Origin of the sequence: Actinopolyspora sabaoui (assembly GCF_051225635.1) — a bacterium.
Classification (GTDB): Bacteria; Actinomycetota; Actinomycetes; order Mycobacteriales; family Pseudonocardiaceae; genus Actinopolyspora.
In genome coordinates this window covers 47,003-65,619 of sequence record NZ_JBMIHH010000016.1, presented here as the reverse complement: position 1 = coordinate 65,619, position 18,617 = coordinate 47,003, and the positions used below count along the sequence as shown (strand labels likewise).

General features: G+C 69.2%; 15 protein-coding genes. 11 read left to right on the top strand and 4 right to left on the bottom strand.

Annotated features, from left to right (window positions below; genetic code table 11):
- Positions 1–19: 19 nt before the first annotated feature.
- Both ACOQFL_RS22495 and ACOQFL_RS22490 read right to left on the bottom strand, forming a co-directional pair.
- Complete coding sequence (locus ACOQFL_RS22495; RefSeq protein WP_435546201.1) at positions 20–1,858, bottom strand: glycoside hydrolase family 3 protein; 1,839 nt, start codon at positions 1,856–1,858, stop codon at positions 20–22.
- 673 nt (positions 1,859–2,531) lie between these two features.
- On the bottom strand, positions 2,532–3,353 hold the full coding sequence (locus ACOQFL_RS22490; protein WP_435546200.1) for an HAD-IB family hydrolase: 822 nt from the start codon (positions 3,351–3,353) through the stop codon (positions 2,532–2,534).
- Positions 3,354–3,860: 507 nt separating this feature from the next.
- Here ACOQFL_RS22490 and ssd point away from each other — a divergent pair.
- On the top strand, positions 3,861–5,216 hold the full coding sequence (ssd, locus tag ACOQFL_RS22485) for a septum site-determining protein Ssd (protein ID WP_435546199.1): 1,356 nt from the start codon (positions 3,861–3,863) through the stop codon (positions 5,214–5,216).
- 772 nt (positions 5,217–5,988) lie between these two features.
- Positions 5,989–6,384, top strand: a complete 396-nt coding sequence (locus ACOQFL_RS22480; protein ID WP_435546198.1) for a hypothetical protein — start codon at positions 5,989–5,991, stop codon at positions 6,382–6,384.
- A gap of 100 nt (positions 6,385–6,484) precedes the next feature.
- Here ACOQFL_RS22480 and ACOQFL_RS22475 read toward each other — a convergent pair whose 3' ends face one another.
- Positions 6,485–6,673 (bottom strand): hypothetical protein, encoded by a 189-nt coding sequence (locus tag ACOQFL_RS22475; protein ID WP_435546197.1) that lies wholly within the window; start codon positions 6,671–6,673, stop codon positions 6,485–6,487.
- Positions 6,674–7,180: 507 nt separating this feature from the next.
- On the opposite strand from ACOQFL_RS22475, the gene ACOQFL_RS22470 reads away from it, so the two are divergent.
- From ACOQFL_RS22470 to ACOQFL_RS22440, 7 genes are all read left to right on the top strand, one after another.
- Entirely contained in the window at positions 7,181–8,410 is a 1,230-nt protein-coding gene (locus ACOQFL_RS22470) for a TadA family conjugal transfer-associated ATPase (RefSeq protein ID WP_435546196.1), read from the top strand.
- Positions 8,404–9,276 (top strand): type II secretion system F family protein, encoded by an 873-nt coding sequence (locus tag ACOQFL_RS22465; protein ID WP_435546195.1) that lies wholly within the window; start codon positions 8,404–8,406, stop codon positions 9,274–9,276. Before ACOQFL_RS22470 ends, ACOQFL_RS22465 begins: the two co-directional genes overlap by 7 nt.
- Positions 9,273–10,112: a type II secretion system F family protein gene (locus tag ACOQFL_RS22460; protein ID WP_435546194.1), complete on the top strand. Its 840-nt coding sequence runs from the start codon at positions 9,273–9,275 to the stop codon at positions 10,110–10,112. Before ACOQFL_RS22465 ends, ACOQFL_RS22460 begins: the two co-directional genes overlap by 4 nt.
- Before the next feature lie 233 nt (positions 10,113–10,345).
- Positions 10,346–10,594, top strand: a complete 249-nt coding sequence (locus ACOQFL_RS22455) for a DUF4244 domain-containing protein (RefSeq protein ID WP_435546193.1) — start codon at positions 10,346–10,348, stop codon at positions 10,592–10,594.
- Between the two features lie 23 nt (positions 10,595–10,617).
- Positions 10,618–10,998 carry a TadE family type IV pilus minor pilin gene (locus ACOQFL_RS22450; protein WP_435546192.1) on the top strand — a complete coding sequence of 127 codons (381 nt, stop codon included), beginning with the start codon at positions 10,618–10,620 and terminating at the stop codon, positions 10,996–10,998.
- Positions 10,995–11,405 (top strand): Rv3654c family TadE-like protein, encoded by a 411-nt coding sequence (locus tag ACOQFL_RS22445; RefSeq protein ID WP_435546191.1) that lies wholly within the window; start codon positions 10,995–10,997, stop codon positions 11,403–11,405. Before ACOQFL_RS22450 ends, ACOQFL_RS22445 begins: the two co-directional genes overlap by 4 nt.
- Positions 11,406–11,639: 234 nt before the next feature.
- The gene (locus ACOQFL_RS22440) at positions 11,640–12,263 is read left to right on the top strand and encodes a bifunctional DNA primase/polymerase (protein ID WP_435546190.1); all 624 of its coding nucleotides are present in this window, start codon (positions 11,640–11,642) and stop codon (positions 12,261–12,263) included.
- A gap of 140 nt (positions 12,264–12,403) precedes the next feature.
- Here the strand turns inward: ACOQFL_RS22440 and ACOQFL_RS22435 are convergent, their stop codons facing one another.
- On the bottom strand, positions 12,404–14,767 hold the full coding sequence (locus ACOQFL_RS22435; RefSeq protein ID WP_435546189.1) for a DEAD/DEAH box helicase: 2,364 nt from the start codon (positions 14,765–14,767) through the stop codon (positions 12,404–12,406).
- Positions 14,768–15,191: 424 nt separating this feature from the next.
- Here ACOQFL_RS22435 and ACOQFL_RS22430 point away from each other — a divergent pair, with 424 nt between their 5' ends.
- Complete coding sequence (locus tag ACOQFL_RS22430) at positions 15,192–17,615, top strand: sodium-translocating pyrophosphatase (protein WP_435546188.1); 2,424 nt, start codon at positions 15,192–15,194, stop codon at positions 17,613–17,615.
- Positions 17,616–17,946: 331 nt separating this feature from the next.
- On the top strand, positions 17,947–18,531 hold the full coding sequence (locus ACOQFL_RS22425; RefSeq protein ID WP_435546187.1) for a hypothetical protein: 585 nt from the start codon (positions 17,947–17,949) through the stop codon (positions 18,529–18,531).
- The last annotated feature ends 86 nt before the right edge of the window (positions 18,532–18,617 follow it).

Below are 18,617 nucleotides of genomic sequence, written 5' to 3'. Positions count from 1 at the left end.
GTTCACCCAACTCGCTACCTCACCAGGTGATTCCGTGGCCGAACGGATAACGCGGTGTGTCGGGGCGGTCCGGATCGGGGATCGGAACCGGCAACTTGCCCGAGGGGGACACCACACCGAACAGCACCCTTGCCAGGGATCGCATCGACACCTGCCGGTAGGAGTAGGTGGCCAGCCAGGTGCCGATGTCGTCGACGCAGGCCGCGTCGTAGGGGTCGCGTACCGCCACGGCGATCACGCGGCCGCCCGCCCGGCTCAACGAGCGGAGCAGTTCGCGTTGTGCACTGCCGGACTCTCGCCAGGCACCGTTGGTCAGCACGATCGTCACGTCGTGTCGTTCGGCGCGGGCGACCGCCTCGCCGACCAGTCGCTCGTCCGGGGATTCGCCGGTGTGCAGCGTTTCCGTCATTCGGTGTTGTCGTCGGACCTCGGCGGCCAGTGCGGCGGTGGTCGTTTCGCCCCATCCAGTGACGAACACGCTTCCCACCGCTGTCCGCAGCGGCAGCAGGCCGGTGTCGTCGCGCAGCGCCGTCACGGAGCCGTCGGTGACACGCAGCGCCTGCCGCCGGTGTCGGACGGTACCGACCGTCCGCTCCACCGCCGCGGGGTCCACCAGGGGAGTCGAGACCGTCCCGCGGCGGTCCTTCATGCTCAGGATCCGCAGTACGCGGCGGTCTATGTCCCGTTCGGACAGCCTGCCCGAACGCACGGCGCCGGTCACCGCCCCGATCGCCGCGGACAGGTCGCCCGGCATCAACAGCTGATCGGCTCCCGCCTCCAGTGCCAGCACGGGAACGTCCTCGGCGGGATGCAGCTTGTGCACTCCCTCCATTCGCAGCGAGTCGGTGACCACCACCCCCTGGAAACCGAGTTCCTCGCGCAGCAGGCCCGTGAGAATCCGGTGTGAAAGCGTCGCCGGTTCCCCGGAGGGGTCGAGTTCGGGGAATTTCAGGTGCCCCGTCATCACCGCGTCGGTGCCTTCGTCGACGGCGGCGCGGAACGGTGGGGCGTCCAGCCGTCGCCACTGCCGCTCGCTGTGGTCGATGACGGGAAGGTCGGTGTGACTGTCCACGCTGGTGTCGCCGTGCCCGGGGAAGTGTTTGACGGTGGCCGAGACGGTGTTTCGCGCCGCTCCCGAGCGCTGGTAGCCGCGTATCTGGGAACGGGTCAGTTCCGCGGCCAGCTCCGGTGAGGAGGCGAACGAACGCACTCCGATGACCGGGTTCTCCGGATTGACGTTGACATCACCGACCGGCGCGAAGTTCTGGGTGATGCCCATGGCGCGCAATTCTCGGCCGGTAATGCGTGCCGCCCGCCCCGCCGCGCCCGTTTCCCGGACCGCGCCCAGCGCCATACTTCCGGGCAGCACTGTCGCGGGTTCACCTATCCGAGTGATGGCACCCTGCTCTTGGTCGGTGGCGATGGTCAGTGGAACCCCGGCCCCCGAATCCAGCGCGGCACGCTGCAACCCGTTCGAGAGTTCGGCGATCTGCCGTGGCTCCCGCAGACTGTCGGTCCAGGAGAAGTGGATGACGCCGCCGAGCCGGAATCGCCGTACCACCTCGGCGGGGGACCCCACGCCGTACTCCGTGCGGTTGGTGGGGTGGTCGGTGTCGGCCGTGGCCCCGTACACCACCGTCACGAAGAGCTGTCCCACCTTCTGCGGTAACGACATGTTCCGCATCGTGCGGCGGGCCCACTCGGTGGTCCCCGGCGGCGGTGGCCGGTCGGCTCCTGCCGCGTCGAACGTGTCCGGGCGGTTCCGTCCGTTCCTGGCGTCGGCGGCAGCCAAGGTGCCCAGCGTCGCCGCTCCCAGCGCGGCAGTACCGAGCTGCCGCCTGCCGAATGTCGCTGCCACGAGAAAGCTCCCGTTCCACGGAACTTGGATTCGCCGGTGGCGGCCGTCGTTGGTTCTGGAACGCGGTGGAGAACCGAACGCATGGGAGAGCCGTGAGTGTCCCACCGGATACCCGGTCGGCTGTGTAAGTTACCCACGGTGTATGACGCGGTCAACGCTACGCGCCGCGCTGGTGACTTTTCGTGTGAGTGGTTCCACCCGGGCAGGGGTCGACCGCGGCGGGGTTTGGTCGAGGTGGGGCCTGGTCGCGGTGGGGCCCGGCCCCGACATGATGGCGGCGCCCGCCAGTCGGACTGACGAGCGCCACTCTCCCGGCGCGAACCTGCGGGTTACCAAGCGTGTTCTAGTTGTCGTATCCTGCGGGCTCGGCGCCCGGCGTCCCGGTACGCAACCCTGAGAACGACTTTGCCTTTATTCAGCGGCTGCGCGTGGGTTCCCGCCATCGCGCCCGGAGCCCTGTCGGGGAGACGCTGCTTCTCCTCCGCAACGTCCCTGGCCAACCAGGGTTCCGTACTTCCTTTTTAGACCGCGCGGCGCGCTCTCGCAAGTCCCGGAGCGAGATCGTCTCACGGGCTCGGGCCGGGTGGGCAGGAAAGGGGACGCATCGTGAGGCGGGTACCTCCTGCCCGTGGCCACGGCGGCGCTTCGGAGCACGGGGGAGCGGCCACCGACTTCACCGGTTCGCGTGCCGTCGCTGCCACCACAGTCCGTAGGCGACTCCGGCGGCGATGGCCCCCAACACCACGAGGGTCGTGGTGACGGTGGTCGCGGACGGGGTGGGGAACCGTGCCCGCAACGACACCGGGTGTTCGAACACCAGCGCGGGCCAGCCGCGCTGGGCTGCCTCCTTGCGGAGGCCCCGGTCCGGGTTGACCACGGTCGGGTGGCCCACCAGTTCCAACAGCGGCAGATCGGTGAGCGAGTCCGAATAGGCGTGGCACTCCGACAGCCGGTAACCCTCCCGCTCGGCGATCTCGGCCGCCGCGCGTGCCTTCTCCGTGCCGGTGCAGTAGAACTCCAGCTCGCCGGTGTAGCGCCCGTCCTCGATCCGCATCCGGCTGCTCGCCCAGTTCGTGACACCGAGCAGGCGGGCCACGGGGGCCACCACCTCCTCACCGGAGGCCGAGAGCACCACCACGGCGTCGTCCTCGGCGCGGTGTTCGGAGATGAGCTGGGTGGCTTCCCGGTAGACCAGCGGATCCACGATGTCGTGCAGTGTCTCGTCGACGATCGCGTCGATCTGTTCGACGTCCCAACCGGCGCACAGCGAGGTCAGGTGCTGCCGCATTCGTTCCATCTGGTCGCTGTCCGCGCCCGCGAGCATGAACATGAACTGGGCATAGGTGCTCTTCAGGACCGCCCGGCGGTTGATCAGCCCTTCCCGGAAGAACGGCTTGCTGAACGCGAGCGTGCTCGATCGGGCGATGATCGTTCTGTCCAGATCGAAGAACGCCGCCCCGCGTCGTTCGCGGTTCTCGGGAGCATGCTGGGTCACACCGCCAGCATAGGAGTCGTCGCGGTGGGAAGCGTTCCATCCGGTCACGGGCCGTTCCGAGCTGGTTCACCGGTCCGGACGGCCACCGTTGTGCCGGGTGCGAGTGAGCCGTCTCAGTTAGCTCTTTCGGGTGAAGCTGATCTCGGCTTCGAGTACGCAGCGTGCAGATGCAGCTGCATGTGAACGGTTCGATTAATCCAAATGCAGGTTTTCGGCCCGGCACATTCCTCCTAATGGACGCAACGCGTCCGTTCGAGGATGAGCGATACAGTGGAGGAGGTCCGGTGCGCCGGACAGTTCAGCCCGACCCCCCGGGGCTGAACCACTGGCGGCCCTCGTCCCTCCCCCCTGGCGAGGGCCGCCCCTCTTCTCCGGTTCCGTGGGGCGTCCGTTTCGTCCACGAGGCCCCGGATCGTCCACAGCTCCTCGATCTCGTGCTGGCGCCCCGGGCCCACCCGGTCACACGGTGGACCGGACAAAGAAGTGGGCAAGGTGAACGCGGCGGTCGTGGTTGGCACCGAGGAACTCGTCGTGCCGTCGGACCCCGCCGCTGTCGGGGGTGCCAGTGGAATGCCGGAAGACACGAAGCGCGGATGGACGAAGCGGGGACAGGCGAAACGGGAACGGGCGAAGCCGGGGGATGCGGCGGCGGGACACGCGGCGCGGGGGCGTGCGACGTCGGGAGAACCGCTGATCGTCACCGACGATCCGGGGCTCGCCGAGGAACTGGCCGGAGTGGCCGCGGCCGCGGGCTGTGAGCCGCGCCGTGTCGCCACGGCACGAGAGGTGGGCGGATCCTGGCACGAGGCTCCCGTGGTGCTGCTGGACCCCAGGGCGCTCGAGGAGTGTTCGGCAGTGGGACTCCCACGGCGCCCGGGGCTGATCCTGGTTACCGCGCGGGCGGAGCCGGATTTCTGGCGAGCCGCCTTCCGGAGCGGGGCGCAACACGCCGTCGAACTGGTTTCCGAGGAGCAGCGTCTGGTGGGGCTGCTCACCGAACTCACCGAGGACGTCCCGCCCCGGGAGGGAAGTCTGGTGGCGGTGCTCGGCGGCTGCGGTGGAGCGGGGGCCTCGGTGCTGGCCGCTGTCACCGGGGTGCTCGCCGCCCGCGCGGGCGAGCGCTGCACGTTGCTCGACTGCGACCCAATGGGCGGAGGCCTGGATCTGCTGCTGGGGGAGGAACACACTTCCGGGGTGCGGTGGTCGGAACTGTCGCTGGGCGCCGGGAGGTTCACCGCGGCGGCGTTGCGGGAGGCCCTGCCCTCCCGACGGCTCGGTTCCGGTGAGATCGCCACTCTGAGCTGTTCCCGGGAGGACGTGTCGCGCGGCATGACCCCCGAGTCGGTGTGCGCCGTGCTCGACGCCGCCCGCAGGGCCGGTCAGACCGTGGTGTGCGATCTGCCCCGCGTGCAGAACGAGTCCACCCTGGCTGTGCTGCGTCGCGCCGATCTCACGGTGCTGGTGGTTCCGGCCGAGATACGTGCGTGCGTGGCGGCGGGTGGAGTGCTCGATGCCGTCCGGGACGCCGTACCCGGACAGCTGCGGGCGGTCGTGCGGGGCCCGTCTCCCGGAGGATTGCGCCTGGTGGACATTCGCCGGGCCCTGGGACTGGAAGTACTCACCGCGATGCGAACGGACCGTGGGCTCGCCGCGCTCGTCGATCGGTTCGGATTGTGTGCCGTTCGCCTCGGTGAGCGCCGGCCACCGGTTCGTGCGGGCAGGAAACTGCTCACCCTGCTGGACGAGATCACCGGCGAAGCTTCGCGGTCGGCTGGCCGGTGGGAGGCCTTCGCTCGGCACGGCCGTTCCCCGCTGCGGCCGGTTCGCGGTGGCGCCGGCGGGGAGGATCATTTGAGTCGATAGCTCTACCCACCGAACCCCTTTTTACGTTTCGTGTACGGCTTTTCGGTGCTCCGGCTTCGCGCGTACGCGGAGAGATCATTGAAGCGTGCGATCAAAATCGTGCTTCTTTTCGGTTTCGATTCGGGATACCCGGCCGCGGAACACCGTGTGAGCTCCCGATGTCGAAATTCGACACAAGTGTGGTGCCGGGACCGCCGCACAGCGGTGACGTCGCCGATTTCGTGGTGCTCCCGGCACTCCGCGTTCCCGACTCCACCGTTCCGGCACGCCGCCGGATCTCCGGTTCTCCCCGCGAGGGATCCTCGCCACGATCCGGTGCTCGGCGTTTCCGGTGAAGCGTGCTCACCGCCCCGTATCGGAGTGAGCACGCACCGGTGCTCGGCAGTGTCCCCCGTGTTCGGTCACGGTGTTTTCCCTGCTCTTCCTCGATATCCCCCAGGTGGATCCGTGTCTCGTGGTCTCGCCGCGGACATCTTAGCTTCGTTCGCGACGGTTCGCACGATGGAAGGAATCGGTACGGCATCGGGTTCGAGTGGGGGTTTTCGGGAGCCGGGGCCTCGAGTGTGGGGCTTGTCGATCTTCGAGGAAGATTCTTTTCGGTTGATGTCGAATTTGATCCGGCAAAGTTCGGGGTAATACCGGTAAACTCGCCGAAGAGTTCTTGCGCGAAGGTCGCGAATGCGACGAGGGGTGCCGTGTTCCGTGGCCACATGCTCGTGGATCCCTTCCGGGACCACGACTATTTCGGACAGTTGTCGGGAGGAGGTTCGCGGTGTCCGAGTCTTCCAGCTCCAGCCCGCGACCCATGGACGTCACGATCGCCGAGAGTGTTGTTCGTACGGCTACCGGAACCGTGGATTCCGAAATGGTGGACCAGATCGCCAGAGTGCTGGCTCGTCACTCCGCGTTCAGTTCCGAGCTCGCCGATACGGCTGCCAGGGGAATGCTGTCGGCCGAGGAAGTCAGCGCCGCGAGTGCGCGGGCACACGAAGTGACCGAACGCGAGATCCAACGTGTACTCGCCAACGCGCGGATGCGTGAGACGGACGCTCCGGTGCCGCCACAGCCGCGTGGCAGGCCTGCGGTGGAAACCTACGAGGACACCTACGAATCGGAGCCTTCCTTGCCCGCGCAGACCGCGGCGGCGATGTTGGGAGTGCATCCCTGAGCGAGCTTCTTCGGGCGGGTGGTGGGGTGCGGGCCTCCCAGCGGCAGGTCCGGCCCCAGCGCGGTGCTACGCGGTCGATTCGGGGGCGTGGAACGATGTTTCAGTGCTCGGGCTGATGGAGCCGGGACGAGAGCGCGTCGATCCTGTCGTCCAGTTCCGCCAGCCGGAGCCGGAGAGTCGCGGCGAACCGCGGATCCTCGGTTTCCTCCAATGTCGCGGCGAGCTCGCCGTAACGGGTCAGTAGCGCGGCGATGTCGTTGCCCGATGTCTCCCACCCCTGCTCGTTCAACTTGACTCCCACCCCTTTCGTGTGAGCTTCGCCGACCCGCGTGGCCCTCGTCGGTAGGGCATGGGCCCCGGAAGTCCGGCTTCGGTTGTCGCAGCCCGCGGCCGGATTCCTCGCCACCGGCTCCGTTGCCGGTTACCCGAACCGAGCGCTCGTCATTCCCTCCCGGACACGTGCCCGTTCGCCGACCGCCTGGACCCGGGGTTTTCGGGAGTTCGTTGCTCGCCCTCGCCGTGTGCCGTGAAGAGTCCTAACACGAATGGCCTAACGGTGCCATGTGACTCGGGCTTCGCGGCCCCGTCGTCACTGATTCGTCGGCGGTGACTCCCACACCGGTCGGTGCCGCGTCGCCGGCTGTTCGGCGTCCGCTTGTCCACAACGGACCAGTTTTTCCCCAGGAAGCGAGGTTCGGGATTGGCGCCGGTGCCGGATCGGAGCAGTGTGATCGGTGCGGAGGAGAACGCGGTACGGGGGCTTTCCCGGCCGCCGAACGGAACTGAGGTGGGAACGATGCCGCTGTCCACCGAGCGAGGCTCCACCACGGACTCGCACACGCCCTGCTCCGAGCGCGTGGACGAGAATCTCGTGAACCGGGTGCGGGCACGTCTGGTCTCCGAGGGGGGCGAACTCACCGCACACGCCATAGCCGTCGCCGTGCGGGAGGAGGCCGGAGCTCCGCTCGGTGACGGCGAGGTCCTCCGCACCATCCGCAGGCTCCACCGGGATTTCCTGGGTGCCGGACCGCTGGAGTCGTTACTGCGGCGTTCCGATGTCACCGACGTTCTGGTGAGTGGTCCCGAGGAGGTGTGGTTGGACCGAGGTTCCGGCCTGGAACGTGCCGGGGTGAGCTTCGCGAGCGAGGAAGAGGTGCGCAGGCTCGCCCAGCGACTGGCCCTGGCAGCGGGCCGCAGACTAGACGATGCCCAACCCTGGGTGGACGGGTGGCTGCCCGAGAGCACGGCGGGCACCACGGTGCGGTTGCACGCGGTACTCGCTCCGGTGGCCGCGGACGGGACGTGCGTTTCGCTGCGAATTCTGCGACCGGCTGTACACGACCTGGCGAGTCTGTGGCGACTCTCGACGTTCGACTCCGACACCTGGTCGTTGCTTCGCTCGACAGTAGCCGCACGCCAGGCCTTTCTGGTCACGGGAAGTACCGGCTCCGGGAAGACGACACTGCTCGGCGCGCTGCTGGGAGAGGTACCCGCCACCGAGCGCATCGTGTGTGTGGAGGAGGCGCGGGAACTCGACCCGATGCACCCTCACGTGGTCCGGCTGGTGGCACGGCCGCCCAACATCGAGGGCAGCGGGCAGATACGGATGAACGAACTGGTGCGGCAGGCACTGCGCATGCGACCGGACCGAATCGTGGTGGGAGAAGCGCGCGGTGCCGAGATCCGGGAGCTGCTCGACTGTCTCAACACCGGTCACGAGGGTGGCGCCGGAACGGTCCACGCCAACTCGCCCGCGGAGGTTCCGGCACGACTGGAGGCTCTCGCGGCACACGGCGGCATGGGGCGGCGAGCGCTGCACAGCCAACTCGTCGCCGCGATCAGGGTGGTGCTGCACATGCGTCGTACCGCCCGTCGTGGCAGGCATCTCGCGGGGATAGGCGTGCTGCACCGGGCCGGTTCGGAAACCCGGGTGCGGCCGGCGTGGGAAATCGAGTCCGGTTGGGGACCGGGACGTCGACAACTGCTGGACCTGCTGGCGGCGGGAGCGGAGCGGGTCGAATGCTGACCCCGCCCCAAACCCAGGACACACCGGCGGTCCCGATGTCCGTGGTGCTCGCTTCGGCGGCGTTGCTGCTCGGTTGGCCCGATCGAGTGGCCGCGAACAGACTGGCGCTGCTGCGTGGTTCGGTCGGTTCCGCTTCCCGTTCGTGGCCTCGCCCGCTCGTGCCCGTTCTCGGCCTCGGCGGCGTGGTGCTGCTCGTGGCGTCGGTGGACCTCGTGGTGACCCTCGTCCTCGTACTGCTGGCCTCGCTCGGTGAGCGACACCGCAGGTGGCGTGTGCATGCGGCACACCGGCTGCGGGTGTTGGAAGCGCTGGTAACGGGACTGCGGGTACTGGTGGGTGAACTGGAGGTGGGAACGCATCCGTGCGCCGCCGCCGAGAGGGCCGCCGCCGAGAGGACCGCCGCGGAGGGGTCCGCTGTTGACAGCACACCCGAGGTGAGCGGGTTCTTCGCCGAACTCGCGAACTCGGTGCGCCTGGGAGGTTTTCCCGACCAGGAGTTCGGAAGCGGCTCGCTGCCCGCCGAGGTGCATTGGGACGCCGCCCGGATAGCGCGTCGCTGGCGACTCGCCGAGCGATACGGCATTCCGCTGGCGCGGTTGCTCGAAACCGCGCGAACGGATCTGGAACACCGTCTCCGGGCCGAGCGGGACGTCGAAGCCAAGCTGGCCGGGGCACGTGCCACCGCCGCGGTGTTGATCGCCCTACCCGCGCTCGGACTCGGGCTCGGGCAGGCGAGCGGAGCCGACGCCCTGGTCGTACTCACGACCGACCCGCTCGGACACGTGCTGCTGCTGTCGGGGACCGGTTTGCTGTGTGGCGGCGTGCTGTGGGTGCAGCGACTGACCGGCAGGGGAGGGCGGCAGTGAGCCCGACATTGTCGACGCTCGATCCGCCAGTGCTGGCGCTGCTCGACCCGCCGGTACTGGCGATGTTGAGCGCGGCTCTGTTGCTGCTGGGCAACGGGCCCGCCGCCCGGAGGCTGCGTGGCGTGCTGCCCTCGCACCGGGCGGCCGGTTGGCGGGGCGCGTCCCACGCGCCGGGTGCCGCACGCGCGAAAGTCGGCCGTGTGCCGCGTACCTCGGCGTCGCGGCAGGTGCTCCCCCCGGTCGCACTCGGCTCGGCGGTCGGGATCGGTGCACTCGTCGTGCTGCTGGGTTCGCCCGGTCCTTCGGTGGCCGTGCCCGTGGCACTCGGCGCGGGCGCGGTGGCGGCTCGGGGATACCGCCTCGCGCTCGCTCGTGGACGGAAGCCGAGCTCGACTCCGCCGACCCGAGTGGCGGCGGGGTGTGAACTGTTGGCCGCCGGACTGCGGGCGGGGTTGCCGCCGACAGCCCTGTTGCACGAGATGGCAACCGAGTTCGACACCCCCGCCGCCGACGGACTTCGCGAGGTTTCCCGAACGCTGGCGCTCGGGGCCGATCCGGATACCGCCTGGGAAGCCGCCATGGCGCGATCGGATACCGCCGAACTCGCCAGGGCGGCCCGGCGCAGCGCGGGCAGCGGCAGCGGTCTCGCGCGAGTCGCCGAGCAGATCGCCGCCCGGCAACGGGCAGCCGCACGGGAAAAGGCGATGGCTGATGCGGAGCGAGCGGCGGTCCGGGTGACGGCACCGCTGGGGCTGTGCTTTCTGCCCTCGTTCTTCTGCCTCGGTGTGCTGCCGATCGTGCTGGGGATGGTCCAACGGCTCCAGGTCCACTGGTGAGCGGGTCCACTGGTGAGCGGGTCCACTGGTGAGCGGGTCCACTGGTGAGCGGGCGTCTCACCCGGCGGCAGGACGAGTTCGGAGCCCGCGACGGAACCCGCACGAATGCGACGTTCGGTCCGCGCGGATCGAGCACCCGGCGGAATCGAACCCCGACTACCGGAAAACACCTGATTACCGGAAAACCCTTGGTTACCGGAAAACACCGATGTTCGACGAAACGGAGCGAGAGCATGACACCAATTCGACGGGCGTACCGGCATCCCCACGCGGCACCGTTTCGGAAGATCCCGGACGGATTCCTCCGGTGTCTCCGGCTCGTGCTGCGCGGGGAGTCCGGTATGAGCACGGCTGAGTACGCGATCGGCACTTTGACCGCGGCGGCTTTCGCCTCGGTGCTGTACATGCTGGTGACCAGTGATTTCGTCACCGAAGCGCTGACCTCGCTGCTACGGCAGGCGCTGTCGGGACAGTCGCGTTGACCGGCGCCGGCTCGGGTGGTGCGGTGTCCGTCCGCGACGCCGAACCCGATTCCGCTTCCGACACCGGAAGCGTGACCGTGGAAGCAGCACTGGGAATCTGTTCGGTGGTGGCCGTTTTCCTGCTGGTGCTGGGGGCGATCACGGCCGTTTTCCTCCAGCTCCGCTGCACCGATGCCGCTGTCGAGGCTGCCAGGCTGCGTGCCCGCGGGGACGTTGCCCGTGCGGAGCGAGCCGTGGAACGCGTGGCTCCGGAGAACGCGCGGCAGCACACCACCGTCGCGAACGGATACGTGACGGTCACCGTCGGCGTCCGGCCGCTCGGGGAGGTCCTTCCGATCCGGCTGCGCGCTCGTGCGCACGCGGCGCTCGAACCCGGCGTGGCAGGGGCGGGAACTCCGCGATGAGTTCGGCGGGACGCGCTCGGTCCGGCGGTGACTCGGGTGACAGGGGCAGTGACTCGGAGGACAGGGGCAGCGCCACGGTTCCGGCCGCCGTGCTGACCCTGGCGGTACTCGCGGCGTGTTGGATCGGGGTCCAGTTCGGCGCGGCGATCATCGCCGGACATCGGGCTCGTGGCGCGGCCGACCTGGCAGCCCTGGCGGCGGCCGCGCACAGCCACGAGGGACGGCACGACGCCTGTTCCCACGCGGAGGAGGTGGCACGGCGGATGAACGTCACGCTGAACGAGTGCCTGCTACACGGCAGGCGGGCGCGGGTTCGGACCGAACTGGAGCTCCCGGCGGCACTACCGGGAATCGGGCGCGTGACCGGGCGGGCATTGGCCGGACCGGTCGACGAGCGGCGGGACTGATCCGAAGCCTCCTCCGTCCAGTCCGTCGGGAAACCGCCGCCTTCGCGGAAGACCGCTCGTCACACGAGGAGCGGTAGCGGTGGGCGCGCTCGTTGCCGCTTCGAGTTCGGTCGCTCTGTTATCCGGATCACGCTCGTCGCCTTGTGGTGACCGGTCGTCGACGCGGGGGTGTACGAAACGCCTTCGCTTGCCGTTATTTGGAGGTACCAGCGCGGAACAAGGAGGCGTGACGAAATGGATTTGGCGACGGAAGGTTGGCGCAATGCCTTCCGGATCGAGCTGCGGGTGCAGGTTCTCGAACTGGCTTCGCACGGCTGGCCGGTGTTTCCGGGGAGCTACCCCTCGGCCGCCGGGTGGGTCGGCGGCGAGAGCCCGACCGACGAGACCGGGCACGGGCCGCTTCCGGTGCACCGCGACTGGCGGGACCTGCTCCGCGCCGACGCCGGCGACGTCGCGGGCTGGTGGGCCACGCACCCCTACAGCGTGCTGTTGGCCACGGGGGACGGAATCGAGGCGATCGAGGTGGACGCGGAGCTCGGGCGTCGGGCCGCGATCGCGCTGCGCGCGCTGGCAACCCCCACACCGATCGCCGCCACTCCGCACGGCCGGTGGTACTTCTTCACCGAAGCCGGTCAGCGGTTGTCCGAGGAATTGGCCGAGGCGGACGGCGTGCGACTGCACGCGGCGGACAGTTGGTTGCCGTTGCCGCCCTCCACCTTCCCGAACGGGGTGCTGCACTGGCGGGTCAAGCCGCAGCTCTGCGGCTGGCGGCTCCCCGAACCGGCACACGTCCAGGACGCGCTGCTCACCGGGCTGCACCGGCTCCACGGTGATCGGGTACTCACCGCCACGGGCTGACGAATTCTCGGATCGACCGGTTCGTTACGGGCTGTCCCGGAACTCGGCGTCCCGGTGGGCCGGGTGAACCGGAGGCGGCAACTTCCGACACCCACTCCCGGCCTCAGCGGTTCCGAAACAGAATCCGGCGGTGCTGGAGGTCAGGCCGGTGCGACATCTGTCCGTTCGGCCAACAGCACGTCCAGTACCGCCACTGCCCCCGCCTTGTCCAGCGGTTCGTTGCCGTTGCCGCACTTCGGTGACTGGACGCAGGACGGGCAGCCGGCCGAGCAGTCGCAGGCCACGATCGCCTCCCGCGTGGCGGCCAACCACGGGAACAGCGCGGCGAAACCGCGATCGGCGAACCCGGCACCCCCCGGATGTCCGTCGTGGACGAACACCGTCGGCTCCCCGGTGTTCGGATGCAGCGCGGTGGACACTCCGCCGATGTCCCATCGGTCACAGGTCGCGAACAGCGGTAGCAGGCCGATCGCCGCGTGCTCGGCAGCGTGCAGCGCGCCGGGGATGCGCGCCGGATCCAGCCCGGCGCCCCCCGGTGCGCTGCCCACCAGCAGTTCCTCGTCGAGGCTGTACCACACCGCCCGCGTGGTCAGTGTTCGTTCGGGGAGGTCGAGCGGCAACTGATCCAGCACTTCTCCGCTGGGCATCCTGCGCAGATAACCCGTCACCCTGGAGGTGACCTCCACCTCGCCGAGGTTGACCGACAGACCGTTCGAGGTTCGCCGCTGCCGCTGGGTGCGCAGCACCGCGATGTCGGTTTCCTCGCGGGGTGAGGTGTTCCACTCCGGATCCTCGGCGTGGACCAGCGCGATTCCCTCGTCGAGGTCCAGTTCGTCCACCACGAACGATTCGCCCTGGTGCAGGTAGACGGCTCCCGGGTGCACGAGGCCGTGGGCCGATTCCGGATCAACCGTGCCCAGCAGCCTGCCGGAGTCACTCTCCACCACGGCCGTCTGCTGCCCACCGGAGCCGCGCAGTTCCACCGAGCGGTGTGGCGGTTGCCGTGCCGTCCAGTACCACCCGTTCCGGCGAGCGCGGAGTTCTCCGGCCTCGGTCAGCCGAGCCATGCTCTCCCGCGCTGTCTCACCACCGAACTCCGCCAGCGCCCGCTCGTCCAGTGGTAGTTCGGCCGCGGCACAGGCGAGGTGCGGCTCCAGCAGGTTGGGATTGCCCGGATCCAGCACCGTGGCCTCCACCGGGCGGTCGAAAACGGCCCCCGGATTGTGGGCGAGGTAGGTGTCCAGCGGGTCGTCCCTGGCCACGAAAACGACCAGCGCCCCGCCGCCCTCGCGACCCGCGCGGCCCGCCTGCTGCCACAGCGAGGCCAGTGTCCCCGGATAGCCCGCGATGACCACCGCGTCCAACCCGGAGATGTCCACCCCGAGTTCCAGCGCGTTGGTGGTCGCCAGTGCACGTAACTCGCCCGAATGAAGTTCGCGTTCCAGTTCCCTGCGTTGTTCCGGCAGGTAGCCGCCACGGTAGGCGGCGACTCTGTTCGCCAGCTCCGGTGCCACCTCCCGCAGGGAGCGTTGCGCGCCCAGCGCCGCGAGCTCGGCCCCGGTGCGGGAGCGTAGGAACGCCAGGCAACGCGCCGACTCGATCACCAGGTCGCTCACGATCCGCGCCGTCTCCGCCCCCGCGGAGCGTCGAACCGGTGCCCCGTTCTCCCCGGTGACCTCTTCCAACAGCGGTGGCTCCCACAGCACCATGGTGCGCCCGCCGCGCGGGGAACCGTCTTCGGTGACCGCGTGACAGGTCCGACCGGTCAGGGTGGCGCCCAGTTCGGCCGGTCCGGCGACAGTGGCCGAGGCGAGTACGAAGACGGGGGCGGCCCCGTAGTGCTCCGCCACACGGCGCAGCCTGCGCAGCAGCAACGCGATGTGGGAGCCGAAAACACCCCGGTAGGTGTGGCACTCGTCGACCACGACGTAGCTCAGGTTCCGGAAGAATCGAGACCAGCGCGAGTGCCGAGGCAGTATCCCGTGGTGCAGCATGTCCGGATTGCTGAACACCCATCTGGCGTGTGCCCGTACCCAGTCCCGCTCCGTGCCGGGGGTGTCACCGTCGTAGGTGGCCGGTCGTACCCCCGGTAGGTCGAGTCCCGCGACCGAACGCAGCTGGTCGGTTCCGAGTGCCTTGGTGGGCGAGATGTACAGCGCGGTGGCACGGCTGTCGAGCTCCAACCGGGTCAGCACCGGAAGCTGGTAGGCCAACGACTTGCCGGAGGCCGTGCCCGTGGCGACCACGACGTTCTCCCCGCTGTGCGCGAGTTCCGCCGCTTGTAGCTGATGGATCCAGGGACGTTCCGTCCCTCGGGCGCGCAGCGCGGCCACCAGCCGGTCCGGTGCCCATTCCGGCCAGTCGCCGTGCCGGGCGGGGCGTGCGGCGAGATGTTCGACGTGGCGTACCGGGGACTGCTCGGGAGGTGTGCCCGCCAGCACCCGGTCGAGCAGCCGGTTCCCGCCTGCCGCTCCGTACGCACGGTCGCGTCCCGTTGAACTCACGTTCCGAGCCTCGCACAACCGACCGTCGATGGTGCGCGCAGTGCGAATCCCCGGGGTGACTCCGCCGGGCAGTGCCACCGATCGGTTCGCGCTCCGACTCGGGTCCCGGGGCCGGAAGGCCATCCCGAGCGATCTCCGTGCGGTTCACCGGGCCGACTTTCGTGCCGATCTCCATCGCTTCAGTCGCCGCACCGTCCCCCTGAACGGGTGATCATCCGGATGCCTTGATCGATCCATGGTGGAAGAATGCGCAGTCCGGAACGAGCGGAAGATCACAAAGTGAATTGAAGCACTTTTCATGGAAAGGGTCGCGGATGCCGCGTACGGGGCGGGGTGGGTACCGCTCGCCTCGGTGTGACGCCGGTGTCCGAAGCCGGATCCGAAGCTCTCCGGCACGTGACCCGAGCACAACCGAGGAGGACGAATGTCCCTGCTCAACGTTGCCCGGTCCGGGTGGGCCGCGAGCACCGGACCGCGGCCCGCGCCACCGGGCGGTGAATTCGCGGGCACGTCGGTGGAACCGCGAGCCGTGCCGCACGGCGGTCACGTCCTGGCTCAGGAACCGTCGTCCCTGCTGCGGCTCGACGCCGCCGATTACACGATCGTAGGAATCGTACTGATTATCGCACTGGCCGCTCTCGTCTTCGGCTACGTGCTCATCCGGGAGGTGCTGGCGGCAGCCGAGGGCTCCGAGCGGATGCGCGAGATCGCCAGAGCGGTGCAGGAGGGTGCCTCGGCCTATCTCAACCGTCAGTTCCGCACCCTGGCATTCTTCGCGGTGATCGTGTTCCTACTGCTGTTCGCGCTCCCTGCGGAGACACCGGCACAGCGGATCGGCAGATCGGTGTTCTTCCTCTTCGGCGCGGCGTTCTCCGCTGCCATCGGCTACCTGGGCATGTGGTTGTCCACCCGGGCCAACCTGCGTGTCGCCGCAGCGGCCAACGACCCGACCGCGGGCAGAACCAAGGCGATGCGGGTCGCGTTCCGCACCGGTGGGGTGGTCGGTATGACCACCATCGGCCTGGGACTGTTCGGCTCCGCGCTGGTGGTGCTGGTCTACGCGGGGCAGGCGCCACGCGTGCTGGAGGGCTTCGGATTCGGGGCCGCGTTGCTGGCGATGTTCATGCGTGTGGGTGGCGGAATCTTCACCAAGGCGGCCGACGTCGGTGCCGATCTGGTCGGCAAGGTGGAACAGAACATCCCCGAGGACGATCCGCGCAACGCCGCCACGATCGCGGACAACGTGGGCGACAACGTGGGCGACTGCGCCGGGATGGCGGCCGATCTGTTCGAGTCCTACGCGGTGACACTGGTGGCCTCGCTGATCCTGGGAACGGCCGCGTTCGGCACCAAGGGGCTGCTCTTCCCGCTGATCGTGCCCGCCATCGGCGTGATCACCGCCGTGATCGGTGTCTACATCACCAGGGCGCGCAGCGGCGAGAGCGCGCTGGTCGCCATCAACCGCTCCTTCTACATCTCGGCGGCGATATCCGCCGTGGCCTGCGCGATCGCCGCGTTGCTCTACCTGCCCGGTTCGTACGCCGGGCTGACCGGAGTTCCGCCCCGGATTCTCGAGCTCGGCGGCAACCCCGCGGTGGTCGCGCTCGTCTCCGTGATCATCGGCATCGCGCTCGCCGTCGTCATCCTCAAACTGACCGGATACTTCACCGCCACCGAGCGCAAGCCGGTACGCGACGTCGGCAGGTCCTCCACCACCGGCCCCGCCACGGTGATACTCACCGGTTTCTCGGTCGGTTTCGAGTCGGCCGTCTACACCGCGCTGGTCATCGCGGCGGCGGTGTTCGGGGCCTTCCTGCTGTCCGGCTCCATATCCGTGGCGCTGTTCGCGGTCGCGCTGGCGGGCTGCGGACTGCTGACCACCGTCGGCGTGATCGTCGCGATGGACACCTTCGGCCCCGTGGCCGACAACGCGCAGGGCATCGCGGAGATGTCCGGCGAGTTCGAGGGCGAGGGGGCGGCCGTGCTCACCGAGCTGGACGCAGTCGGCAACACCACCAAGGCCATCACGAAGGGCATCGCCATCGCCACCGCCGTGCTGGCGGCGACGGCGCTGTTCGGCTCGTACCGCGACGCGATAGGAAGCGCGCTGGTCGACATCGGTGCGCGACTCACGGTCGGCGAGTTCCTGGTCTACGCCCCGAACGTGCTCGTCGGGGTCGCCATCGGTGCCGCCGTGGTTTTCCTGTTCGCCGGCCTGGCCATCAACGCGGTCTCCCGGGCGGCGGGAGCGGTTGTGCACGAGGTGCGCAGGCAGTTCTCCGCCAAGCCGGGAATCATGGACGGCTCGGAGCGTCCCGAGTACGGCCGGGTGGTCGACATCTGCACCAGGGACTCGCTGCGGGAGCTGGCCACCCCCGGGCTGCTGGCGGTTCTCGCGCCCATAGCGGTCGGCTTCGGGCTCGGGGTCGGGCCGCTTGCCGGCTACCTCGCCGGTGCGATCGCGGTGGGAACCCTCATGGCGATCTTCCTGGCGAACTCGGGTGGTGCCTGGGACAACTCCAAGAAACTGGTCGAGGACGGCTACCACGGCGGCAAGGGATCGCCCGCCCACGAGGCCACCGTTATCGGTGACACGGTCGGCGACCCGTTCAAGGACACCGCCGGCCCCGCCATCAACCCGTTGCTGAAGGTGATGAACCTTGTCTCGGTGCTGGTGGCACCCGCCGTGGTCACCGTGACGGTGGGGGTCGACGCCTCGCTCGGGCTGCGGATCACCATCGCGGTGGTCTGCGTCCTCGTGATAGCCGCGGCGGTGATCTCCTCCAAGCGAAGGAGTACCGCCATCGCCGAGAGCTCCGGAGACGAGGTCGTCAACGGCGCCAAGTGATGTGGCTGCGCCCGCTGGTCCGGTTGGCGCGGTGGTCGCTTGGCGGAACCTCCGGCACGGCTCTCGCTGCGGGTGCCCCGACATCGGGTAGCGACCTACACAACGTCGGGGCCGTCCTCGCGAGAGCCGCACCGGAGAACCCGCGGCGGGGCTGGCTGCCGGGGTGGTCGGGGTGCGGCCTGCGGGGGTGGTGGGAGTTCGCCCTGCGCCACGGCCGCGGCGATTTCGCGGGAAATCGACGTCGTCACCGGGGTGCGTCCCGGTTCCCGCCCCGGCTCCGGTGATCGTGAGCTCTGGCGCCCGGCGTGCGCGGGACTCTACGATCACCGGAGTGGGCCAGCTTTCGTTCTTCTCGGCCGAGGCGCGGCCCGCTCGTATCGCCGATCTGGCCGGCCTGCTCTGCGGCCACGGCCAGGTGACCGGTTTCGGGCGCGGCACCGCCGCGCGCCTGTCCGTCGTGCTCGCCGAGACTTGGCGGGCCCGCGCACTGTACGAGACGTTCCGGGCGCGGGGAGTCCCCTTGGAGGTCTCCAGCACCGAGTGCGGTGAATCACTGCTGCGGACCTCGTTCCGGGCCGATCTGACCCAGCTGGCGGCGAATTGGTTACACGGCGCGGTAAAGTCGGTGCCGAACGGATTCAACCCGGATGGTTCGGCGCTGCGCGTCTGGACGCTCATCGCGGGCGCCCCCACCGCTGGGGGGTATCTACTCGGGCTGGATCCGAGCGTGCCGGAGACTCACGAGCCGCTTGCTTCGTCACTCGGCCGTGCGGGCCTACCAGCCAGGAGGGTCGGTTCGCCGGGTGCGGAGCCCGTGTTGCGGATCGTGGGCCGGCGTCGCCTGACTCGGTTGGCCGAGCTCGTCGGACCCGCGCCGAACGGCGCTCCTGGGGGAGCATGGCCGCTGTCGCCGTGAGTCGTTCGACACACCTCCTCGTGGGCGTCATGGCGGAACACTGCCGAGGTCGGGGGCGTTCGGCCTGGTGAAGCGCGCGGACCCGG

Bases quoted from the DNA above. Each gene is read 5' to 3' on its own strand.
- ACOQFL_RS22445 (WP_435546191.1), top strand. From the start codon at position 10,995: ATGAGTTCGGCGGGACGCGCTCGGTCCGGCGGTGACTCGGGTGACAGG.
- ACOQFL_RS22430 (WP_435546188.1), top strand. From the start codon at position 15,192: ATGTCCCTGCTCAACGTTGCCCGGTCCGGGTGGGCCGCGAGCACCGGA.
- ACOQFL_RS22470 (WP_435546196.1), top strand. From the start codon at position 7,181: ATGCCGCTGTCCACCGAGCGAGGCTCCACCACGGACTCGCACACGCCC.
- ACOQFL_RS22440 (WP_435546190.1), top strand. From the start codon at position 11,640: ATGGATTTGGCGACGGAAGGTTGGCGCAATGCCTTCCGGATCGAGCTG.
- ACOQFL_RS22455 (WP_435546193.1), top strand. From the start codon at position 10,346: ATGACACCAATTCGACGGGCGTACCGGCATCCCCACGCGGCACCGTTT.
- ACOQFL_RS22465 (WP_435546195.1), top strand. From the start codon at position 8,404: ATGCTGACCCCGCCCCAAACCCAGGACACACCGGCGGTCCCGATGTCC.